The organism is Kitasatospora sp. NPDC101447 (assembly GCF_044767225.1).
In the GTDB taxonomy this organism is placed as follows: Bacteria; Actinomycetota; Actinomycetes; order Streptomycetales; family Streptomycetaceae; genus Kitasatospora.
The window spans coordinates 1-17,436 of the sequence record NZ_JBIWNL010000029.1; the positions used below are offsets into that span (position 1 = coordinate 1).

General features: G+C 74.2%; 12 protein-coding genes and 1 tRNA gene. 6 read left to right on the forward strand and 7 right to left on the reverse strand.

Annotated elements, in window-relative coordinates:
• Window positions 1-139 precede the first annotated feature (139 nt).
• The 4 genes from ACIRST_RS30795 to ACIRST_RS30810 form a co-directional block, all read right to left on the reverse strand.
• Entirely contained in the window at window positions 140-2,254 is a 2,115-nt protein-coding gene (locus tag ACIRST_RS30795; RefSeq protein ID WP_402806139.1) for an FUSC family protein, read from the reverse strand.
• A gap of 9 nt (window positions 2,255-2,263) precedes the next feature.
• The gene (locus tag ACIRST_RS30800; RefSeq protein ID WP_402806141.1) at window positions 2,264-3,559 is read right to left on the reverse strand and encodes an HTTM domain-containing protein; all 1,296 of its coding nucleotides are present in this window, start codon (window positions 3,557-3,559) and stop codon (window positions 2,264-2,266) included.
• Entirely contained in the window at window positions 3,556-4,218 is a 663-nt protein-coding gene (locus ACIRST_RS30805; protein WP_402806144.1) for a DUF5819 family protein, read from the reverse strand. The genes ACIRST_RS30800 and ACIRST_RS30805 overlap by 4 nt, the downstream gene beginning before the upstream one ends.
• A 120-nt stretch (window positions 4,219-4,338) precedes the next feature.
• The gene (locus ACIRST_RS30810) at window positions 4,339-5,568 is read right to left on the reverse strand and encodes a rhodanese-like domain-containing protein (protein WP_402806147.1); all 1,230 of its coding nucleotides are present in this window, start codon (window positions 5,566-5,568) and stop codon (window positions 4,339-4,341) included.
• 276 nt (window positions 5,569-5,844) lie between these two features.
• Here ACIRST_RS30810 and ACIRST_RS30815 point away from each other — a divergent pair, with 276 nt between their 5' ends.
• The gene (locus ACIRST_RS30815; RefSeq protein WP_402806149.1) at window positions 5,845-8,649 is read left to right on the forward strand and encodes a SpoIIE family protein phosphatase; all 2,805 of its coding nucleotides are present in this window, start codon (window positions 5,845-5,847) and stop codon (window positions 8,647-8,649) included.
• Between the two features lie 51 nt (window positions 8,650-8,700).
• Here ACIRST_RS30815 and ACIRST_RS30820 read toward each other — a convergent pair whose 3' ends face one another.
• Together ACIRST_RS30820 and ACIRST_RS30825 are read right to left on the reverse strand one after the other, a co-directional pair.
• Entirely contained in the window at window positions 8,701-9,393 is a 693-nt protein-coding gene (locus ACIRST_RS30820) for a hypothetical protein (protein WP_350526472.1), read from the reverse strand.
• A gap of 277 nt (window positions 9,394-9,670) precedes the next feature.
• Window positions 9,671-11,500 (reverse strand): phosphatidylglycerol lysyltransferase domain-containing protein, encoded by a 1,830-nt coding sequence (locus tag ACIRST_RS30825; protein ID WP_402806152.1) that lies wholly within the window; start codon window positions 11,498-11,500, stop codon window positions 9,671-9,673.
• Window positions 11,501-11,843: 343 nt separating this feature from the next.
• Between ACIRST_RS30825 and ACIRST_RS30830 the strand changes: the two genes are divergently transcribed.
• On the forward strand, window positions 11,844-12,494 hold the full coding sequence (locus ACIRST_RS30830) for a response regulator transcription factor (RefSeq protein WP_350526486.1): 651 nt from the start codon (window positions 11,844-11,846) through the stop codon (window positions 12,492-12,494).
• Window positions 12,491-13,636 carry a sensor histidine kinase gene (locus ACIRST_RS30835; protein ID WP_402806155.1) on the forward strand — a complete coding sequence of 382 codons (1,146 nt, stop codon included), beginning with the start codon at window positions 12,491-12,493 and terminating at the stop codon, window positions 13,634-13,636. The genes ACIRST_RS30830 and ACIRST_RS30835 overlap by 4 nt, the downstream gene beginning before the upstream one ends.
• A gap of 89 nt (window positions 13,637-13,725) precedes the next feature.
• On the opposite strand, the gene ACIRST_RS30840 is transcribed toward ACIRST_RS30835, so the two are convergent.
• A tRNA-Leu gene (locus ACIRST_RS30840) sits at window positions 13,726-13,809 on the reverse strand.
• A gap of 420 nt (window positions 13,810-14,229) precedes the next feature.
• Here ACIRST_RS30840 and ACIRST_RS30845 point away from each other — a divergent pair.
• Genes ACIRST_RS30845 through ACIRST_RS30855 form a run of 3 tightly spaced genes read left to right on the forward strand, consistent with a single transcriptional unit; the run spans window position 14,230 to window position 17,391 of the window.
• The gene (locus ACIRST_RS30845) at window positions 14,230-15,096 is read left to right on the forward strand and encodes an FhaA domain-containing protein (RefSeq protein ID WP_396549896.1); all 867 of its coding nucleotides are present in this window, start codon (window positions 14,230-14,232) and stop codon (window positions 15,094-15,096) included.
• Between the two features lie 46 nt (window positions 15,097-15,142).
• Window positions 15,143-15,712: an FHA domain-containing protein gene (locus tag ACIRST_RS30850; RefSeq protein ID WP_350526475.1), complete on the forward strand. Its 570-nt coding sequence runs from the start codon at window positions 15,143-15,145 to the stop codon at window positions 15,710-15,712.
• Window positions 15,713-15,765: 53 nt separating this feature from the next.
• A complete protein-coding gene (locus tag ACIRST_RS30855) occupies window positions 15,766-17,391 on the forward strand; it encodes a PP2C family protein-serine/threonine phosphatase (protein ID WP_396549892.1) in 1,626 nt (541 codons plus the stop codon).
• Window positions 17,392-17,436: the final 45 nt, after the last annotated feature.

The following is a 17,436-nucleotide window of genomic DNA, read 5'->3' on the forward strand; positions in this document are numbered from 1 at the left end:
GTCGTGCTCCCCACCCCCCCCCCCGCCCCCCCCCCCCCCACCGCCCCCCCCCCCCCCCCCCCACCCCCCCCGCCCCCGCCCCCCCCCCCCCCCCCCCCCCCCCCGGCCCTCCACCCCCACCCTCCCGAAAGCCCACCCCCTACCGCCCCTCCGCACTGCCCCGCAAAGCCCGCTCCAGATCCCGCAACGCCTGCCCCACCAACCGCACCCCCGCCCGCACCACGTCCCGCTGAACCCCCGCCGGCGCCCCCGCCAGCCCCTCCTCCAGCCAGGCCTGCGCCGCCCGCACCGCTCCGAACTCCACCGCCTGCCCGGTCAGCAGCGCCGCCGCCGCGAGCGCCGTGGCGAGCCGCAGCTCCTCCGCGTACGCCGCCGTCCCCGGCACCGGATCGGCGTCCGTCACCGGCAGGTGCGCCTCCAGCAGCACCGCCGCCCGCCCGAGCGCTCCGACCGCCGCCACGGCCCGGTCGATCTGGCGCCGGCTCACCCCTTCCAGTCCGGATTCGTGCCGCCCCGGTTCGGCGTCGGCCCGCTGCATCGCCTGGATGAGTTCGGACCGCGCCTCCCGCGAGTCCAGCAGCGCGCTCCGCACGGCCCGCCCCCGCGGCGCCGCCGGTGTCTCGTAGCAGGCGATCACCGCTCCCGCGTACCGCCCGGCGGCGGCGAGCCACTCGGCGAGCCGTTCCCCGAGCCGCGCGGTCTGCCAGGTGGGGAACAGCGCGTACGTGACCAGCGCGATCGATCCGCCGAGCAGCGTGAGCCCGACCCGTTCGACGGCCGTGACCAGCGGGTTCCCTTCCTGCAGCCCGAGCAGGAACACCACGTAGGTGGAGATTCCGACGGTGGTCAGCGCGTACCCGGTCCGGAACGCGAGGTACGCCCCGCCGATGCAGACCACCGCGAGCGCGGCCAGCACCCACTCCCCGGGGTGGGCCAGCTGCACCACCAGCGTGGAGACCGCGACGCCGACGACCGTCCCGGCCAGCCGCGCGACGCCCCGGCTGTAGGTCTGCGCGAAGTCCGGCCGCATCACCATGGCGGCGGTCATCGGCGCCCAGTACCCGTGGTGGAACCCGGCCAGCCGGGCGAGCAGGTAGGCGGCGGTGACCACCCCGGCGAGCCGTACGGCGTGCTGGAAGATCGCCGAACGGGGGTGCAGCTGCCGCCGGACGGTCCGCGCGGCGACGGGCAGCATCCGGCCGATCGTCGGCTTGTGCAGCGCCCCGCCGGCGCCGACCACGGGGGTGGTGATGGTGTCCGCGTCGTTGCGGTCCAGGGTGTCCGCGGCCTTCCGCAGCAGTCCGCCGAGCCGTCGGGCGGACCGCCGGGCGGCGCCCCGCAGCCGTGGTCCCTCGTCGTCCGGCCGGATCAGGGTGAGCGCGGGCGCGGACCGGGGGAGCCGGACGGGGTCGCCGGTGCGGATCGCCCGGGCGAGGGCGTCCATGACTTCGGCGGCGGCGGCCAGCACCTCCCGGGCCCGGTCGCGTTCGGGCCCTTCGCCGGGGGCGCCGACCTTGGGGTCGGCGAGCGCGGCGAGGGTGGGCCGGACGCGTTCGGCGAGGCCGCGCAGGCCGCGCAGTTCGGGCGGCCGGTGGCGGTCCTGCCAGGGCGTCACGGCGGAGGCGTGCCGGGCGGTCATGAACGGTTCCGGGTCGACGTGCGCGGTCGGGTCCTGCCGCAACCGACGCGCGTAGTCGGCGAGTTCGGCGTAGGTGTCGGCGAGGGCGGCGCGTTGGGCGGTCCAACTCCCGATCGGCCAGACGGTGATGACGACGGCCTGGACGACCCCGCCGAGGGCGGCGACCAGGCCGTGGCCGAGCGCGGTGACGGTGCTGACCGGCAGTTGGACGACGATCAGCATCACCGAGACCGTGTTGGTCGCGACCACCCCGGCGGTGGGCCCGAGCGCCCAGGACAGCCCGGCGCCGAAGGCCCACACCGCGAGCAGCACCGGGAACAGCCCGTACACCCCTGCAGCCAGGTAGCCGAGGAAGGTGCTGATGCCGAGTCCGAGGCCGGCCGCGACGGCGAGGCTGGCGCGGGGCCGGAAGCTGCGCTGGAAGGTGGCCGAGCCGGCGATGAACGCCCCCATCGCGGCCGAGGTGGCGAGCGGGACGCCGCCGAGCGCGAGCGTCGGGAAGAGCACCAGCGCGACGGCGACCGCCCCGCGCACGGCCCGCTTGGGGTCGGTGAGCGCCCGGTCCAGGGTGAGTCCGGTCCGCGCGGTGTCACGAAGTGCGGCGAACCAGGACATACCGACATCCTAGGGCCCGGGCTCCCGCCGGATCAGGCGGGTACGGATCCGACGCACGCGCGACGCCGCCCACAGCAGTGCCCCGGTCGGCAGGAACACCGCGTCCGCGGCGATCATCGCCAGCGAGAACACCGGCAGCCCGAGCACCACCGCGATCCCGATGTGCTCCAGCATCATGACGGCCAGCAGAACGTTCTTGACCCGCCGGTCGAGCAGCGTGAACGGGAAGGCCACCTGCAGGACCACGGTGCCGTAGGAGATCAGGAAGACCGGCAGCAGCGCCGAGCCGACCAGCGCGGACAGCCCGGGCCAGGGGGTGAAGTAGTCCAGGTGCACCGGGTAGTAGAGCGCGGTGCCGTCCTGCCAGCGCGAGCCCTGCACCTTGTACCAGCCGGCCGTGGCGTAGATCAGCACCACCTCGACGGCGATCACCAGCATCGCGCAGTTGTGCACCATGGTGGCCAGCGCGTCGAGCACCGCCCGGAGCTCGCCGTCCGGCCGCAGCCGCCCGACGGTCCACCAGACCCCGGCGACCGCCCAGAGTCCCCAGAACAGCGGCGACCAGCCGAGGTGGGGGAAGTCCGGGCTGGTCCAGGTCAGGTTCCCGCCGGCGAAGCCGCCGAACTGGCAGACCGCCAGGACGGCCCCGAGGACGGCCCAGAGCGCCACCCCGCCGGGGCCGCCCCGCCCGGTGCGCCGAGCCCGCCGGACGTCCAGCGACCAGACCTCGGCGCAACGGGTGAAGACCAGGTAGACCGCCATCAGGTGGACGACGTTGTCGCCGCCGTCGCCGAGGAAGACGTCGCGGTTCTGCAGCGACAGCACCGTCACCAGGAACAGCACGGTGCTCGCCCTGGTCCGCCAGCCCAGCAGCACGCCGAGGGCCGCCAGCACCGCCAGGTGGTAGACCAGTTCGAACCAGGGCCGGCCTCCGAACCAGGGCAGCACGGTGAACGCCCCGTCGTCCCCCAGCAGCCGGTCTGCCAGCTCCATCGACCAGGGGGAGCGGTCGCCGTACAGCACCCGCCGGTTGGGCCACTCGCGCAGCAGATAGGCGAGCCAGACCAGCCCGAACCCGATCCGCACCGCCGCGGCCTGGTGGCGTCCGAGCACCCGCCCGGTGAAGGCCCCGACGGCCCGTCCGATCAGTTCGGTCGCTCTCGGCCCGCGCGGCGCCGGCGCGTCCGGCCCGGGGACGGGCGGCTGCCCGGCGACGGCCTGCCGCGGAACGCCGTCCGCCGGCGCCGCGGCGTCCGGCACCGCAGCGCCGTCCGGCCGGGGGTCCCGCGCCGACACCGCGTTCATCCGAGCAGTCCCCGGTAGTCCTCGTCCGCGACCGGCCACCACGGAAGCTCCCGCACCTTGGGCTCCGGCGGCGCGGCCTCGCCGCTCCAGGACGGCGGCGGCACGGTCACCGTGGTCACCCGGAACCTGATCTCCAGGATCCGTTCGCCGCCCGCCTCCCGGCCGATCCGCTGCAGCGCGATCCGCTTCAGGTACTGCTCGGCGAGCTTGCCGCGCGCGTTGGCCGGCGTCTCGTCCTGCGGGTTGTGCGAGCCGTCGTAGAAGTCCCAGGCCCGGCGCAGCAGGTTCTGGTCGACGTGGCTGGGCGCCGGGTTGCCCCGTATCGCGGCGATGTCCTGCGCGGTCAGCCCGGTCCAGTCGCGGGTGGTGGTCGCACCGCCGGGCGCGACGGTCCGCACCTGGGCGTCCAGGCCGACGTTCTGCTGCAGCGGGTTGGGGGCGAACAGCTTCCAGTTCTGCTCGAACTCCGGGTACACCACGCCGTCGACCACGGTCCGGTACTGCCGGGACAGCGCGTTGGCGGGCGCGACGTGCAGGAACACCGCGGCGAGGAACAGGCCGGTGCCGCCGATCAGGGCCGCCCCGGCGAGGCCGAGGACGAGCTGCGCGGGCTTCGACCAGGCCCTCCCCGCGGCCGGCCGGTCCGTCGTCTCCGTCATGGCCTCCCCAGCCCGGTCGGCGGGCACCCCCGGCCCGGTACCGGCGCGCTCGCGCGCGCCCATCCTGCCCTACCGGGTGCCGGGCGGGGGTTTGCCGACGGGCCCCTTGAAGACGGGTCCCTAGAGGACGAAGGCGTCCTGGCCGGTGCTGCTCACCATCGGACGGCCTGCGCCCTGCCAGGCGTGCATCCCGCCGTCCACGTTCACCGCGTCCCGGCCCTGCTGGACCAGGTACTGGACGACCTGCGCGGAGCGGCCGCCGACCCGGCAGAGCACGTACAGCTTCTCGTCGGGCAGCTCGCCGAGCCGGGCGATCACCTGGCCCAGCGGGATGTGCAGCGCGCCGTCCACGTGCCCGGCGTCCCACTCGTCCTGCTCGCGCACGTCCAGCAGGGCGGCGTCGGCGGGCACGGCGGCGGCGTCGGCGGTGGGGATCTGCGCGAACATCGTGTGGCTCTCCTGGGCGTGGGAAGGCTGGGGGTGGATCGGGTCCGTGCCATTGTCGCCCACCGGCTGGGAACCGTCGCCGTCCACCGGGCCGGGGCCGCCGAGCAGCCGTTCCAGCTCGGCCTGCCGGTCGGCGGCCTTGGCCAGCAGCTCCTCGGCGAGCTGCTCCAGCAGCCGGTCCGGGTCCTGCGGGGCGAGGGCGAGCAGCTGGCCCATCGGGGTCAGCTCCAGCCGGACCTGCTCGGTGGCGGTCTCGGCGATCTTGGCGGTCAGCCAGTCCAGCCGGCGGCGCAGCCAGTCCGACCGGTCGGGGGCGTCGACGGCGGGGGCGGCCTCGGGCGCGGTGGACCACTCGGCGGCCAGGCCCTCCAGTGCGGCGGCGTCGCCGAACGCGTAGGCCTCGTTGACCCTGACCAGGAAGGCGGCCCGGCGCTGCTGCTCGGCCGGGTCGGTGGTCAGGTCGGGGTGGGCGCGGCGGACCAGCTCGCGGTAGATCCGCTGGGCCTCCCTGCCGGGCCGCACCCGGGTCGGCGCGGCGGGCGGCGGCGGGGCCGCCTCCTCCCCCCGGCCGGACTGCTCCCGCTGCTCCTGGACGGAGTCGAACAGCGCGTCCAGGTCGGGCAGTTCCTCGACCTGCTGCCGTGCCTCGGCGGCCCGGCGCAGGTCCTCGGGCCGGCCGGTGCGGGCCGCGACCGCCTCGGCGACCAGTGCGTCCAGCTCGTCCAGCCGGGCGTAGAGCGGGCCGAGCAGCTGGTGGTGGATCAGGGCGAAGTTGTCGATCTCGACCCGCAGCGTCTGCACGTCCACGTCCATGCTGAGCCAGGCGAGCTCGGCGGCGGCGACCCGCTCCTCCAGCTCCTGCTGCTCCGGGTCCGTCCAGCGGGCGGGGCTCTGCGCGCTCACTTCTCGCCTCTGTCTCGTCCGGGCGGCTGCGTCCTGCGGGGCCGCCGCGCGGGCGGTCCGGCCTGCCACCCTACCGCCGCGCGCGAAAGCCCCGTCCGGGTGAACCGGGGGTACGGACCGGCGCGCGACGCGCGACACGCAACCGATACTGAGGAATCTCCCCGTTTCGGTATCAAGCCCGGCCCGGTCCGTGCTTCGCTGGTATCCGCAGCGTGCCTTCCTCCGGAGAGACGGCCGCCTCCAGGCGTGGCGGCCAGGCGGGAGCAGACCGAATCCATGGTGGCCGAGTCCAACTCCACACCGCGTCCGGCGGCCGACGGAACCGAACCGGGCGACCACCCGACGGGCGTGGCCGCCCTGCTGCGGCTCGCCCTCGTCCAGGTCGACCGGTCCGGCCGGATCGCGCAGTGGGGCCGGGCCGCCGAGGAGCTGTTCGGGCACCGCGCCGACGTCGCCCACGACCGCCCGGCCTCCGGCCTGCTGCCCGCGGTGGAGTCGCGGGCGCTCGGCCGGTGCTCCGTCCGCCGCGCCTGCGACGCCTTCGACACCCTCGCCGAGCTGACCGCGGCCGGCCGCCCCTGGGCCGGCCGGCTGACCGTCACCGACCGCGAGGAGCACCAGCGCGACGTGCTCTGGTGGGCCTACCCACTGCCCGGCCCGTCCGGCGGGCTGCTCGCCCTGGCCGCCGACGCCCGCCCGCTGCGCACCGCCGGCCCCCGGCTGGCGCTCGGCGAGCGGCTGCTGCCGTTCGCCGCCGCCCCCGCCGCCCGGGGCGGCTTCCACGGGCTGGCTGCCACCCTCACCGCGCCCAGCGACCGGGTGCCCGAGCCGCTGGCCCGGCTGCTGCCCGCCGCCCACCGCCCGGCGATGCTGACCGCGATCGGGCTCGGTGGGCTGCCCGCCCTGCGGCTGGACGCGGTCACCGTGCTCCCGGTGCTGCCCGCCGACGCGCAGACCGGGACGGCGCACGCGGCCGCCGGCCTGGGCCGCCGCTACCCGACGCCGCAGCAGCGCGCCGCCCGGGTCGGCCCGCCGCCGCAGCCCGAGCAGATCGCGCCCGGCCGCTGTCCGACCGCTCAGCTCCCGGCCCAGCGCGACACGGCCCAACGCGACACCGCCCCGCGCGACACCGCCGACCTGTCCGTCCCCCAGCCCGTCGCCCAGCCCGTCGCCGCCGTCAGCGGCGCCGCCGCGGGCGGCGGCCCGTCCGTGCCTCCCCCGGCCTCCGGCCGGGAGGTGCCCACACCCACGGGAGGAGGAGCCACCATCGACCGAGCCGCCGTCGAGTCGTCCGCCACGGACCACCCGACGCTCCGCGCCGACCAGGCCCCGCCCGCCGCCGTGCCCGTCCCGGTCCCCGCGCCCGCGAGCGCCGAGGGCCCGCCGTCCGGACGGCTCGGCCCGTTCCTCACCAACGGCCAGGCCGGCGAGCAGCTGGCGCTGCTGAACGAGGTCGGCGGCAAGGTCGGCACCACCCTGGACCTCGGCTTCACCGCGCACGAGCTGTGCCAGGTGCTGGTCCCCCGGGTCGCCGACTTCGCCTGCGTGGACCTGGTGGACGGGCTGATCTCGGACTCCGAGCTGCCGGTCGCCCGCCCGGACGACGACACCATGCTGCGCCGGGTCGCCCTGGTCTACAACCAGACCGGCGGTGCCTGGGACCACGTGCTCACCGAGGGCTCGCTGGTCAGCATGCCCCGCCGCACCCCGCCCGGGATGGCCCTGCAGCTGAACCAGCCGGTGCTGGTCCCGGTGGTCAGCGCCGACGTCGCGGTCGACTACGCGATCGCGCTCGGCGGCGCCCGGCTGGCCCCGGTGGTCTCCGGCCGCTCGATGCTGGTCGTCCCGCTCTCCGCCCGGGGCACCGTGCTGGGCATCCTCAAGCTGCTCCGGCTGCCCGACCGCGCCCCCTTCGACGAGAGCGACGCCGCGACCCTCAAGGAACTGGCCGTCCGCGCCGCGCTGTCGCTGGACAACGCCCGGCTGCACCGCGCCGAGGCGAGGGTCGCCACCACCCTGCAGCGCTCGATGATCCCGACCCGCCCGCCGCAGATCCCCGGGGTGCAGATCGCCCACCGCTACCTGCCCGGCGACCCCAAGGCCGAGGTCGGCGGCGACTGGTTCGACGCGATCCAGCTGCCCGGCAGCCGGGTCGCCCTGGTGGTCGGCGACGTGATGGGCCACGGCATCCACTCGGCCGCCGCGATGGGCCGCTTCCGCACCGCCATGCAGACCCTCGCCGCCCTGGACCTGCCGCCCGGCCAGCTGCTGCGCCACCTGGACAACCTGGCCCACAAGCTCGGCGACGACCACCTCGCGACCTGCCTGTACGCGGTCTACGACCCGATCAACCGGACCTGCGAGCTCGCCAGCGCCGGCCACGTCCCGCCCGTCCTGGTGCACCCGGACGGCACCGGCGAGCTGCTGGAGATCCCGGCCGGCGCGCCGATCGGCGTCGGCGGGGTGCCGTTCGTCGCCAAGACCATCGACGTCTCGGACGGCTCGATGCTGGTGCTGTGCACCGACGGCCTGGTCGAGGTCCGGGGCGGGGACATAGGAGCGGGCCTCGCCGCGCTCTGCGGCAACCTGATCGACCCGCAGCAGAGCCCCGAGCAGGCCTGCGACGAGGTGCTGCGCCGCCTGCACACGGACGACCGCAAGGACGACGTGGCCCTGCTGGTGGCCCGCTTCGACGGGGTCGCCCCGTCCGAGGTGGCCACCTGGGACCTCACGGTGGACCAGCGCGAGGTCCGCCGCGCCCGCTCGCTGGTCCGCGAGCAGCTGGCCGGATGGCACCTGGAGGCCCTCAGCGACACCACCGAGCTGCTGGTCAGCGAGCTGGTGACGAACGCCGTGCGGGTCGCCCGGGACCGCGTCCAGCTGCAGCTGATCCGGGTGGACAAGCTGCTGGTCGAGGTCAGCGACGACAACCACAACCTGCCCTCGCTGGAGCCGGCCGAGCAGCTCGGCGAGACCGGCCGCGGCCTCACCCTGGTCACCAAGCTCGCCGAACGCTGGGGCACCGCCCGCAAGGCCGTCGGCAAGGTCGTCTGGTTCGAACTGCCCCTCCCGCACGCCTGACGGCCGCGTACGGGTGTCCGTACGCGGCCGTCAGGCGTGGACGGTTGTCCGTCAGGGGATGAGCGCCCCGGCCGGCCGGCGCCGCCGGGCCTCCACCGCGACCTCCCGCGAGGCGGCCGTGGCCACCGAGGTGGCGGCGCCGACCCCGGCCAGCACCCGCGGCCAGAAGTCCCCGAAGACCTCGACGGAGACGGCGATCAGCAGCGCGGTGATCACCGCGACCACGTGCTCCAGGCCCGCGAGGTTCGGCAGCACGACCGCCTCGCCGACCATCACGGCCACCACCAGGCAGGCGGTGAACCAGGCCCGGCACCGGAACGCGATGCAGATCGCCAGCGCCACCACCGCGGCCGACGGCCCGGTGTCCCGCACGTAGGCGACCCACTTCGGGAAGCCGAACAGGTGGTGCGGCCCGATCGCGACGCCCACCCGGGCGAAGAGCGTGCCCGCCAGCGTGCAGGTGTAGGCGACCACCAGGGTCATCCGCCGGCCGAGCACGATCTCGGCGATCGCGAAGACCACGAACACCTGGGCCAGCGCCCCCCAGACCGGCAGGTCCAGCGCCGGGACGTACAGCGACAGCGGAGTCCGCAGCAGCGAGACGTCCAGCGGCAGCGCCGCCCGCACCACCCCGATCCGATTGACGAAGTGCTCACCGCCCGGCAGGTGCTGGACGATGCTGAACAGCAGGATCAGAAACGTCGCCAGCGTGGCCAACGGAACCGCTGCGAACTTCTTTCGCACCACCGTGTTCCGCACCGTCACGAACAACGTTCCCCACTCGGCGACAGCGGCCGTTCCGGCTAGCGCCAGCGGCCCCTTTCGCACGCCCCCCGCGTGGGTCCTGAAAATCACAGCCGTTTCTCCGAATCCCCGAACTCTCGTCTAGTCCAACATTAGAAGCCTCTTAACAAAGGCACATCGGCACGGATGGGGATAAGGGTCATCCTCAGGGGGGAGACTCGTCCCCCCTCCGGACCCCCATTCGACCGACCGGCCCCCTCCGCCCCCCGACGGAGGGCTACCCCTTCCCGTCCCGGGCCGCCACCGGCTCCCGGGGCGCCACCACGGCGGTTCCGGCGTGCCGGCGTCGGAACAGGGCGGGCAGGCTCGGCGCGACGATGAAGCCCTCGGCGCGCGCGCTGGCGATGCCGATCCGCGGAATCTCGCTGCTCTTCTCGAACAGCAGGTAGCGCGGCTCCCAGATCGGCCGGTACTTGGCATTCGCCCGGTACAGCGACTCGATCTGCCACCAGCGCGAGAAGAAACCCAGGACGGAACGCCACAGCCGCAGCACCGGTCCGGCCCCCAGCCGCGAACCGCGCTCGAAAACCGAGCGGAACATCGCGAAGTTCAGCGACACCCGCTTCAGCCCGACCTCGTCGGCGCGCTGCAGCAGCTCGATCACCATGAACTCCATCAGGCCGTTCTCGGTGTCCCGGGCCCGGCGCATCAGGTCCAGCGAGAGCCCGTCCGGTCCCCACGGGACGAAGCTCAGCAGCGCCTTGAGCTCGCCCTCGCCGTCGCTGCACTCCAGCATCACGCAGCGGCCGTCGCCCGGGTCGCCGAGCCGGCCGAGCGCCATCGAGAAGCCGCGCTCGGTCGCCCCGTCGCGCCACTCGTCGGCCTTGGCCACCAGCGCGGCCATCTCCGCCTCCGCGATGTCCTCGTGGCGGCGGATCCGCACCGTGTACCCGGCCCGCTTGACCCGGTTGTACGCCTGCCGGACCACCCGCATCGCGCGGCCGTCCAGCGAGAACTCGTCCAGCTCGACGATCGCCTCGTCACCCAGCTCCAGCGCGTCCAGCCCGTGCCGGGCGTAGATCACCCCGGCCTCCTCGGAGGCGCCCATCACGGCCGGCGCCCAGGCGTGCTCGCGGGCCTCGGCCAGCCAGGCGTCGATCGCACCGGGCCAGGCCTCCGGGTCGCCGATCGGGTCGCCCGAGGCGAGCGAGACGCCGCCGACCACGCGGTAGGTGACCGCCGCCTTGCCGCTGGGGGAGAAGATCACCGCCTTGTCCCGGCGCAGCGCGAAGTAGCCGAGCGAGTCCCGCTCGCCCTGCTTCTCCAGCAGCCCGCGCAGCTTCGCCTCGTCCTCCGCGGTCAGCAGCTCGGTGCCCCGCGGGCTGCGGAAGGCCACGTACAGCACCAGCAGGAAGAGCACCCCGCCCATCGCGTTGATCGCGGCGTTCACCCAGGTCGGCGCGGCGATCACCGAGCGCAGGTGCTCGGACGGCGTGATGGTGATCATCCGGCCGACCGAGTACCGGAAGAGGTCCCAGAAACCCGCGCCGGACAGCTCGTTGGTCGCCCAGACCAACAGCGAACCGGCCAGGCCGCCGAACAGCAGCCCGCCGACGAAGGTGGCCGCTGCGGTCTTCGGGTTGGAGCTGTCCCCCTTGGACGTGAACTCCTTGCGCCCGACCAGCAGTGCCAGCACGAACAGGCAGGTCAGGATCGTGGAGAAGTAGTTGAGCGGATGCGCGTGGAAACGCTCGTCCGGAAGTGCCATGAGCGCCAGGTAGAGCAGCGCGAAGAGCCCGCCGAGCGCCGCGTTGAAGATCCACGCGGCCCGCTTCCGCCGCCGCATCGCGATGGCGAGGAACACCGACAGCACCGCGCTGGCCAGGCCCGAGGTCATCAGGTACGGGGTGAAGTACTCACCCTCGTTGTGCTCGCTGACCTGGTTGCGGAAGGGCACCAGCAGCACCGTCGCCACGTTCAGCAGCGCGATCAGGCGCAGGTACCAGACGGAGGCGACGGCGGCCCTCGGGCGCCAGCGGTCGAGCACACCGACGGGCCGGGGCCCGGGAGAGGTGGCGGACGGCTCCGACTTCACAGTGGACGACACAGCTCAATTCCAAACGATCAGATGGTGGGGCGCATCCGCGTACGGCCCGGCGCCGGGCGCCCGCACGGGCCCGACGGACTGACCGGCGACACCCGTCCGACCGTCCGCCCAGGTGGGGGGAGCGGGCCGGAAAGGGTCAGCCAACTCCATGGTTCCCCACGAAGCCTGAGAATTACGTGAACCGGGTAGCGGATTCCCACCCCCGCCGAACGGCGGGGGTCGCCATCCCCCACACGTTCGGCGCCCCGACCCCGCTACCCCTACCCTCGGAAACGACCCACGCGGACCGCCCCCACCCGGCCGCCCGAACCGAGGAGGCACCATCACCACCACCCGCGTGCTGATCGTCGACGACGAGATCCTGGTCCGTTCCGGCCTCGGCCTGATCGTCGGCTCCGCCCCCGACCTTGAGGTGGTCGGCGACTGCTCCGGGGGCCAGGCCGAGGAGCACGTCCAGCGGCTGCGCCCGCACGTGGTGCTGCTCGACATCCGGATGCCCGACCTCGACGGCATCTCGGTGCTGCGCCGCCTGCGCGCCCAGCCCGACCCGCCCGCCGTGGCGATGCTCACCACCTTCGACACCGACGAGTTCATCGGCACCGCGCTGCGGGGCGGCGCCGCCGGCTTCCTCCTCAAGGACACCGCCCCCGAGCAGCTGGTGCACGCGGTCCGGGTGCTCGCGGCCGGCGGCAACATCCTCTCCCCGACCGTCACCCGCACCGTGATCGGCGGCTACGTGGACGGCGGCGGCCCGGACGCCGAGGCGACCGCGCTCGCCCGCACCCTCACCAGCCGGGAGCTCGACGTCCTCGCGCTGCTCGGCGAGGGCCTGTCCAACGCCGAGATCGCCGACCGCCTCTTCCTCGGCACCGGCACCGTCAAGGACCACATCAGCGCGATCCTCGGCAAGCTCGGCGCCGCGAACCGGGTGCAGGCCGCCGTCCTCGCCCACCGGGCCGGCCTGGTCCGGCCCAAGCCCGGCGACGGGGCATGACGACCGCCGACCCGCTGCCGTCCCGACGGCTCCCGGCCTGGTGCACCGCGCCCTGGCTGATGCTGCTGCTGCCCGTCCTGTACTCCCTGCTGGACGCGGCCCTGGTGGCCCGCGACACCACCTGGTGGCAGCTGACCCTCTCCACCGTGGCCGCCCTCGCACTGTTCTGGCGCCGCCGCTTCCCGGTCACGGTGCTGCTGCTCACCATGCCCGGCAGTTGGGTGGAGGAGATCTGGCTGGCCCCGATCACCGCCGTCTACACGGTGGCCGCCGAGCGCCCCCGCCCGCGGATCGTGGTCGCCTGCGGCGTCCTCTTCGCCCTGGTCGAGTTCTTCCACTGGCCGCTGCCCGCCGACGTCTTCGACCTGAGCCGGGCCACCGCCCTCGACGCCATCCAGGCCGTGATGCTGGCCGCCGGCCCGGCCGCCACCGGGCTGCTCGCCCGCACCCGCCGCGAGCTGGCCGCCCGGCTGGACGAGCTGACCCGCGGCCAGGAGCGGGAGAGCCGGCTGCTGGCCGAGCGGGTGCTGATCACCGAACGCGGCCGGCTCGCCCGGGAGATGCACGACGTGGTCTCGCACCAGGTCAGCCTGATCAGCATCCAGGCCGGCGCGCTCCAGGTCAGCACCACCGATCCGGCCGCCGTGACCACCGCCCGCACCATCCGCGAGCTGTCCGTCCGGACCCTGGACGAGCTGCGCCAGATGGTCGGGGTGCTGCGCGGCACCGGCGGCGTGCCGGACGCCCCGCTGGCCCCGCAGCCCCGGCTGGCCGACCTGCCCCGGCTGATCGAGGAGAGCGGCCTGGCCGCCGACGCCGAGCTCAACCCCGGCGACCGCCCCTGGCCGGAGGCGGTGCAGCGGGCCGCCTACCGCACCGTGCAGGAGGCGCTCACCAACATCACCAAGTACGCCCCGGAGGCGGCGGTGCACGTGAAGGTCCGGGCGAAGGGCCGTCGGCTGCGGGTCGAGGTCCGCAACGACGCCCCGCCGGTGCACCCGGCCGAGACCCTCCCCGGCGGCGGCCACGGCCTGGTCGGCCTGCGCGAGCGCGCCCAGCTGCTGGGCGGCACCCTCACCGCCGGCCCCACCCACGACGGCGGCTTCGAGGTCCGCGCCGAGCTGCCCGCCACCCGCTCCTGAACCGAAGCGCCCGGCCGGGCCGGAACGATCCGGCGGAGCCGGGGAAACGAGAAAGCCCCGCAGATCCGTAGATCTGCGGGGCTTCGCTGTGCGCGAGGGGGGAGTTGAACCCCCACGCCCTTTCGGGCACTGGAACCTGAATCCAGCGCGTCTGCCTATTCCGCCACCCGCGCATGGGTGTTGTCCTCGTTGCCGACCGATCTTCCGAACCGCTCGGTACCATGAGGACTTCGCGCTTCTTCGTTCCGGCCTCCCTTTCGGGGCGGCCCTTCCGACGTGGAAAACATTAGCACGACCCGGAGGGCTGCTCCGAATCGGTTCTCCGGCGAGACCGACCGCATCCGAACGGGTGCCCGACGAACGCGTGCCCGAGGGACGGACGGCGCCTCCGACCGGCACACCTGGCGTGCCGTACCCGGAATGCGTCACCCTGTGTGTCCGAGCCCACCCCCGGGCACCACACGGTCCGGGAACCGTACGGATGGGCCCGGCGTGGATACGATCAGTACGGAAGTACCGCAAGTAGGCATGACCGGTTCCCCGGCGGGATCCGGCCGGCAGGCAGGCGAACGAACCCTGGAAGGGGGTGCCCCATGGGAGTGCTGAAGAAGTTCGAGCAGCGACTTGAGGGTCTCGTCAACGGCACCTTCGCCAAGGTGTTCAAGTCCGAGGTCCAGCCCGTGGAGATCGCCGGAGCGCTGCAGCGCGAGTGCGACAACAACGCGAGCATCTGGAACCGCGACCGCACCGTCGTGCCGAACGACTTCATCGTCGAGCTGAGCCCGCACGACCACGAGCGCCTCAGCCCCTACTCCGGACAGCTCGGCACCGAGCTGGCCGGCATGGTCCGCGAGTACGCGGAGGCCCAGCGGTACACCTTCATGGGCCCGCTCCAGGTGAACCTGGAGAAGGCCGACGACCTCGACACCGGCCTGTACCGGGTCCGCAGCCGCACCCTCGCCGCCGAGGAGCCCCAGCAGTACGCCCCGCAGCCGCAGCAGCCCGGCTACGAGCGCCCGCCGGCCGCCCCAGCCCCCGGCGCTCCGTGGCAGCAGCCCGGCGCCGGGCAGTACGGCGCGCCCCCGCCGCCGGCGGCGCCCCCCGCGATGCCCCCGGGCCCCCCCGCGCCCGCCGGCGGCAACGTCCGCAACCTCCCCGGCGCCGGCCACGGCGGTGCCTCGGTCCGCCGCTGGATCGAGGTGAACGGCTCCCGCCACCAGATCACCGGCTCCGCCTGCGTGCTCGGCCGCTCGACCGAGGCCGACGTGCGGATCGACGACCCCGGGGTCTCCCGCAAGCACGCCGAGATCCGGCCCGGCAGCCCTTCGATGGTGCTCGACCTGGGGTCCACCAACGGCATCGTGGTGGACGGACAGCACACCCAGCGCGCTACGCTCCGCGACGGATCCCGAATCGTCGTGGGCTCCACCACCATCGTCTACCGGCAGGTCGAAGGGTAGTGTCCGAATTGTTCGCTCGCCTCGCTCACCGACTGGCGGGACGGTCATGTCAGAACTGACCCTCACGGTCATGCGGCTGGGCTTCCTGGCCGTGCTGTGGCTGTTCGTCATCGTCGCGATCCAGGTGATCCGCAGCGACCTCTTCGGCACCAAGGTGAACCCGCGCTCCTCCCGTCGCGGTGCGTCCGCCACGGCGGGCGGCGCCGCGACCACCCAGGCCGCGGGTCGTCCCACGCCTCCCCCGGCCGGAGCGGCCGCCACGGCCACCGCGGCGCCCGCTGCGGCGGCCCAGACCCAGCCCGGCGGCGGACGCCGTCGCGGCGCCCCGACCCAGCTGGTCGTGGTCCAGGGCTCGCTGGCCGGCACCACCGTCGCGCTGCAGGGCCAGACCATCACGCTCGGCCGCGCGCACGACTCCACCATCGTGCTGGACGACGACTACGCGTCCTCCCGGCATGCCAGGATCTATCCGGATCAGACTGGGCAGTGGACGGTCGAGGATCTAGGCTCCACCAACGGCACCTATCTGGACCGGCAGCGCCTGACCGCGCCCACCCCGCTCCAGCCGGGCATGCCGATCCGTATCGGCAGGACCGTCATCGAACTGCGGAAGTAGTAGCGCATGAGGGACAGCATCCCGTCCATGACCCAGAGGGGGGCACAGGTCGCATGACCCTGGTGCTGCGCTTCGCCGCCGGCTCCCACAAGGGACTGATCCGGGAGGGGAACGAGGACTCCGGCTACGCCGGGCCGCGGCTGCTGGCCGTGGCCGACGGCATGGGCGGCGCCGCGGCCGGCGAGGTCGCTTCCTCCGAGGTGCTCGGCTCGATCGTCCGGCTGGACGAGGACGTGCCGGGCGCCGACCTGCTGACCCTGCTGGGCGACGCCGTCCAGGGCGCCAACGACCGGCTCCGGCAGATGGTCGAGGAGGACCCGCAGCTCGAAGGCATGGGCTGCACGCTGACCGCCATGCTCTGGACGGGCCAGCGGATGGGCCTGGTGCACGTCGGCGACTCCCGCGCCTACCTGCTGCGCGACGGTTCGCTGGTGCAGATCACCCAGGACCACACCTGGGTGCAGCGCCTGGTCGACGAGGGCCGGATCACGCCCGAGGAGGCCGAGACCCACCCGCAGCGCTCGCTGCTGATGCGGGCGCTGGACGGCCGCGGCCAGGTCGAGCCCGACCTGTCGATCCGCGAGGTCCGGGCCGGCGACCGCTACCTGATCTGCTCCGACGGCCTCTCCGGCCCGGTCAGCCACCAGACCCTCCAGGACACCCTCGGCAGCTACTACTCGCCCGAGCAGACCGTGCAGGAGCTGATCCAGCTCGCGCTGCGCGGCGGCGGTCCGGACAACATCACCTGCATCGTGGCGGACGTCATCGACGTCGGCGCCACGGACACCATGAGCGGCCAGTTCAACGACGTCCCGGTGGTGGTCGGCGCGGTCGCCGACGCCCCGCCGTCCTCGGCCGCCGCCGACCGCTCGATCGCGGACACCCCGGCCGGCCGCGCGGCGGGCCTCGGCCGCGGCCCGCAGGGCGCCTTCGGCCCCGCCGAGGGCTACGAGGCCGGCTACGACCCCGCCACGGGCGGCTTCGGCCCCGCCGAGGGCTACGAGGGCGGTTACGGCTACGGCTCCGCCGAGCCCTCGGTGTACGGCACCGAGGACTTCGACGAGGAGCCGCCCCGCAAGCGCAAGCGCAAGGGCCTGACGATCTCGGTGGCCGTCCTGGTCACGCTCGGCCTGCTCGGCGGCGCCGGCTACTTCGGCTACCAGTGGACGCAGGACCAGTACTACGTCGGCGAGGACGGCGACCACGTCGCCGTCTACCAGGGCATCAACCAGAACCTGGCCGGCCTGAGCCTGTCCTCGGTGCGCGACTCGTACAGCGGCATCCAGCTCAAGTGGCTGCCGCAGGACCAGCGCGCCCACCTGAACAAGACGATCTCGGTGAGCAGCCTGAAGGACGCCCAGTCGACCGTCCAGGAGCTCGACGGCTGGGTCCAGCTCTGCCAGAAGGCCGCCAAGGCGGCGGCCCCGGCGACGCAGGCCACCCAGGCCGCGTTCCTGACGACCACGCCCACCCCGACCGAGAAGAACCGCGGCCCCGCCGCGGCGGCCCCGAGCGCCGCCCCGTCGACCACGCCCACCCCGACCGCACCGGCACCGACCGCACCGAGCACGACCGCCCCGACACCGAACGCCACCACACCGGCGGCCGGCGCCCAGGGCGACCCGAACCAGTTGACCGAAGACGAACTCAGCCGGGCCAACGCCTGCCCGAAGCAGTGACGTCCGTGATCCGACATAGGACCGCCCCGCGCGGGCTTGCCGGCC

What these genes read in the sequence shown, in the direction of transcription:
- ACIRST_RS30845 (WP_396549896.1), top strand. Translation starts at nt 14,230, where the DNA reads ATGGGAGTGCTGAAGAAGTTCGAGCAGCGACTTGAGGGTCTCGTCAAC.
- ACIRST_RS30855 (WP_396549892.1), top strand. Translation starts at nt 15,766, where the DNA reads ATGACCCTGGTGCTGCGCTTCGCCGCCGGCTCCCACAAGGGACTGATC.
- ACIRST_RS30805 (WP_402806144.1), bottom strand. Translation starts at nt 4,218, where the DNA reads ATGACGGAGACGACGGACCGGCCGGCCGCGGGGAGGGCCTGGTCGAAG.
- ACIRST_RS30835 (WP_402806155.1), top strand. Translation starts at nt 12,491, where the DNA reads ATGACGACCGCCGACCCGCTGCCGTCCCGACGGCTCCCGGCCTGGTGC.
- ACIRST_RS30815 (WP_402806149.1), top strand. Translation starts at nt 5,845, where the DNA reads ATGGTGGCCGAGTCCAACTCCACACCGCGTCCGGCGGCCGACGGAACC.
- ACIRST_RS30850 (WP_350526475.1), top strand. Translation starts at nt 15,143, where the DNA reads ATGTCAGAACTGACCCTCACGGTCATGCGGCTGGGCTTCCTGGCCGTG.
- ACIRST_RS30800 (WP_402806141.1), bottom strand. Translation starts at nt 3,559, where the DNA reads ATGAACGCGGTGTCGGCGCGGGACCCCCGGCCGGACGGCGCTGCGGTG.
- ACIRST_RS30795 (WP_402806139.1), bottom strand. Translation starts at nt 2,254, where the DNA reads ATGTCCTGGTTCGCCGCACTTCGTGACACCGCGCGGACCGGACTCACC.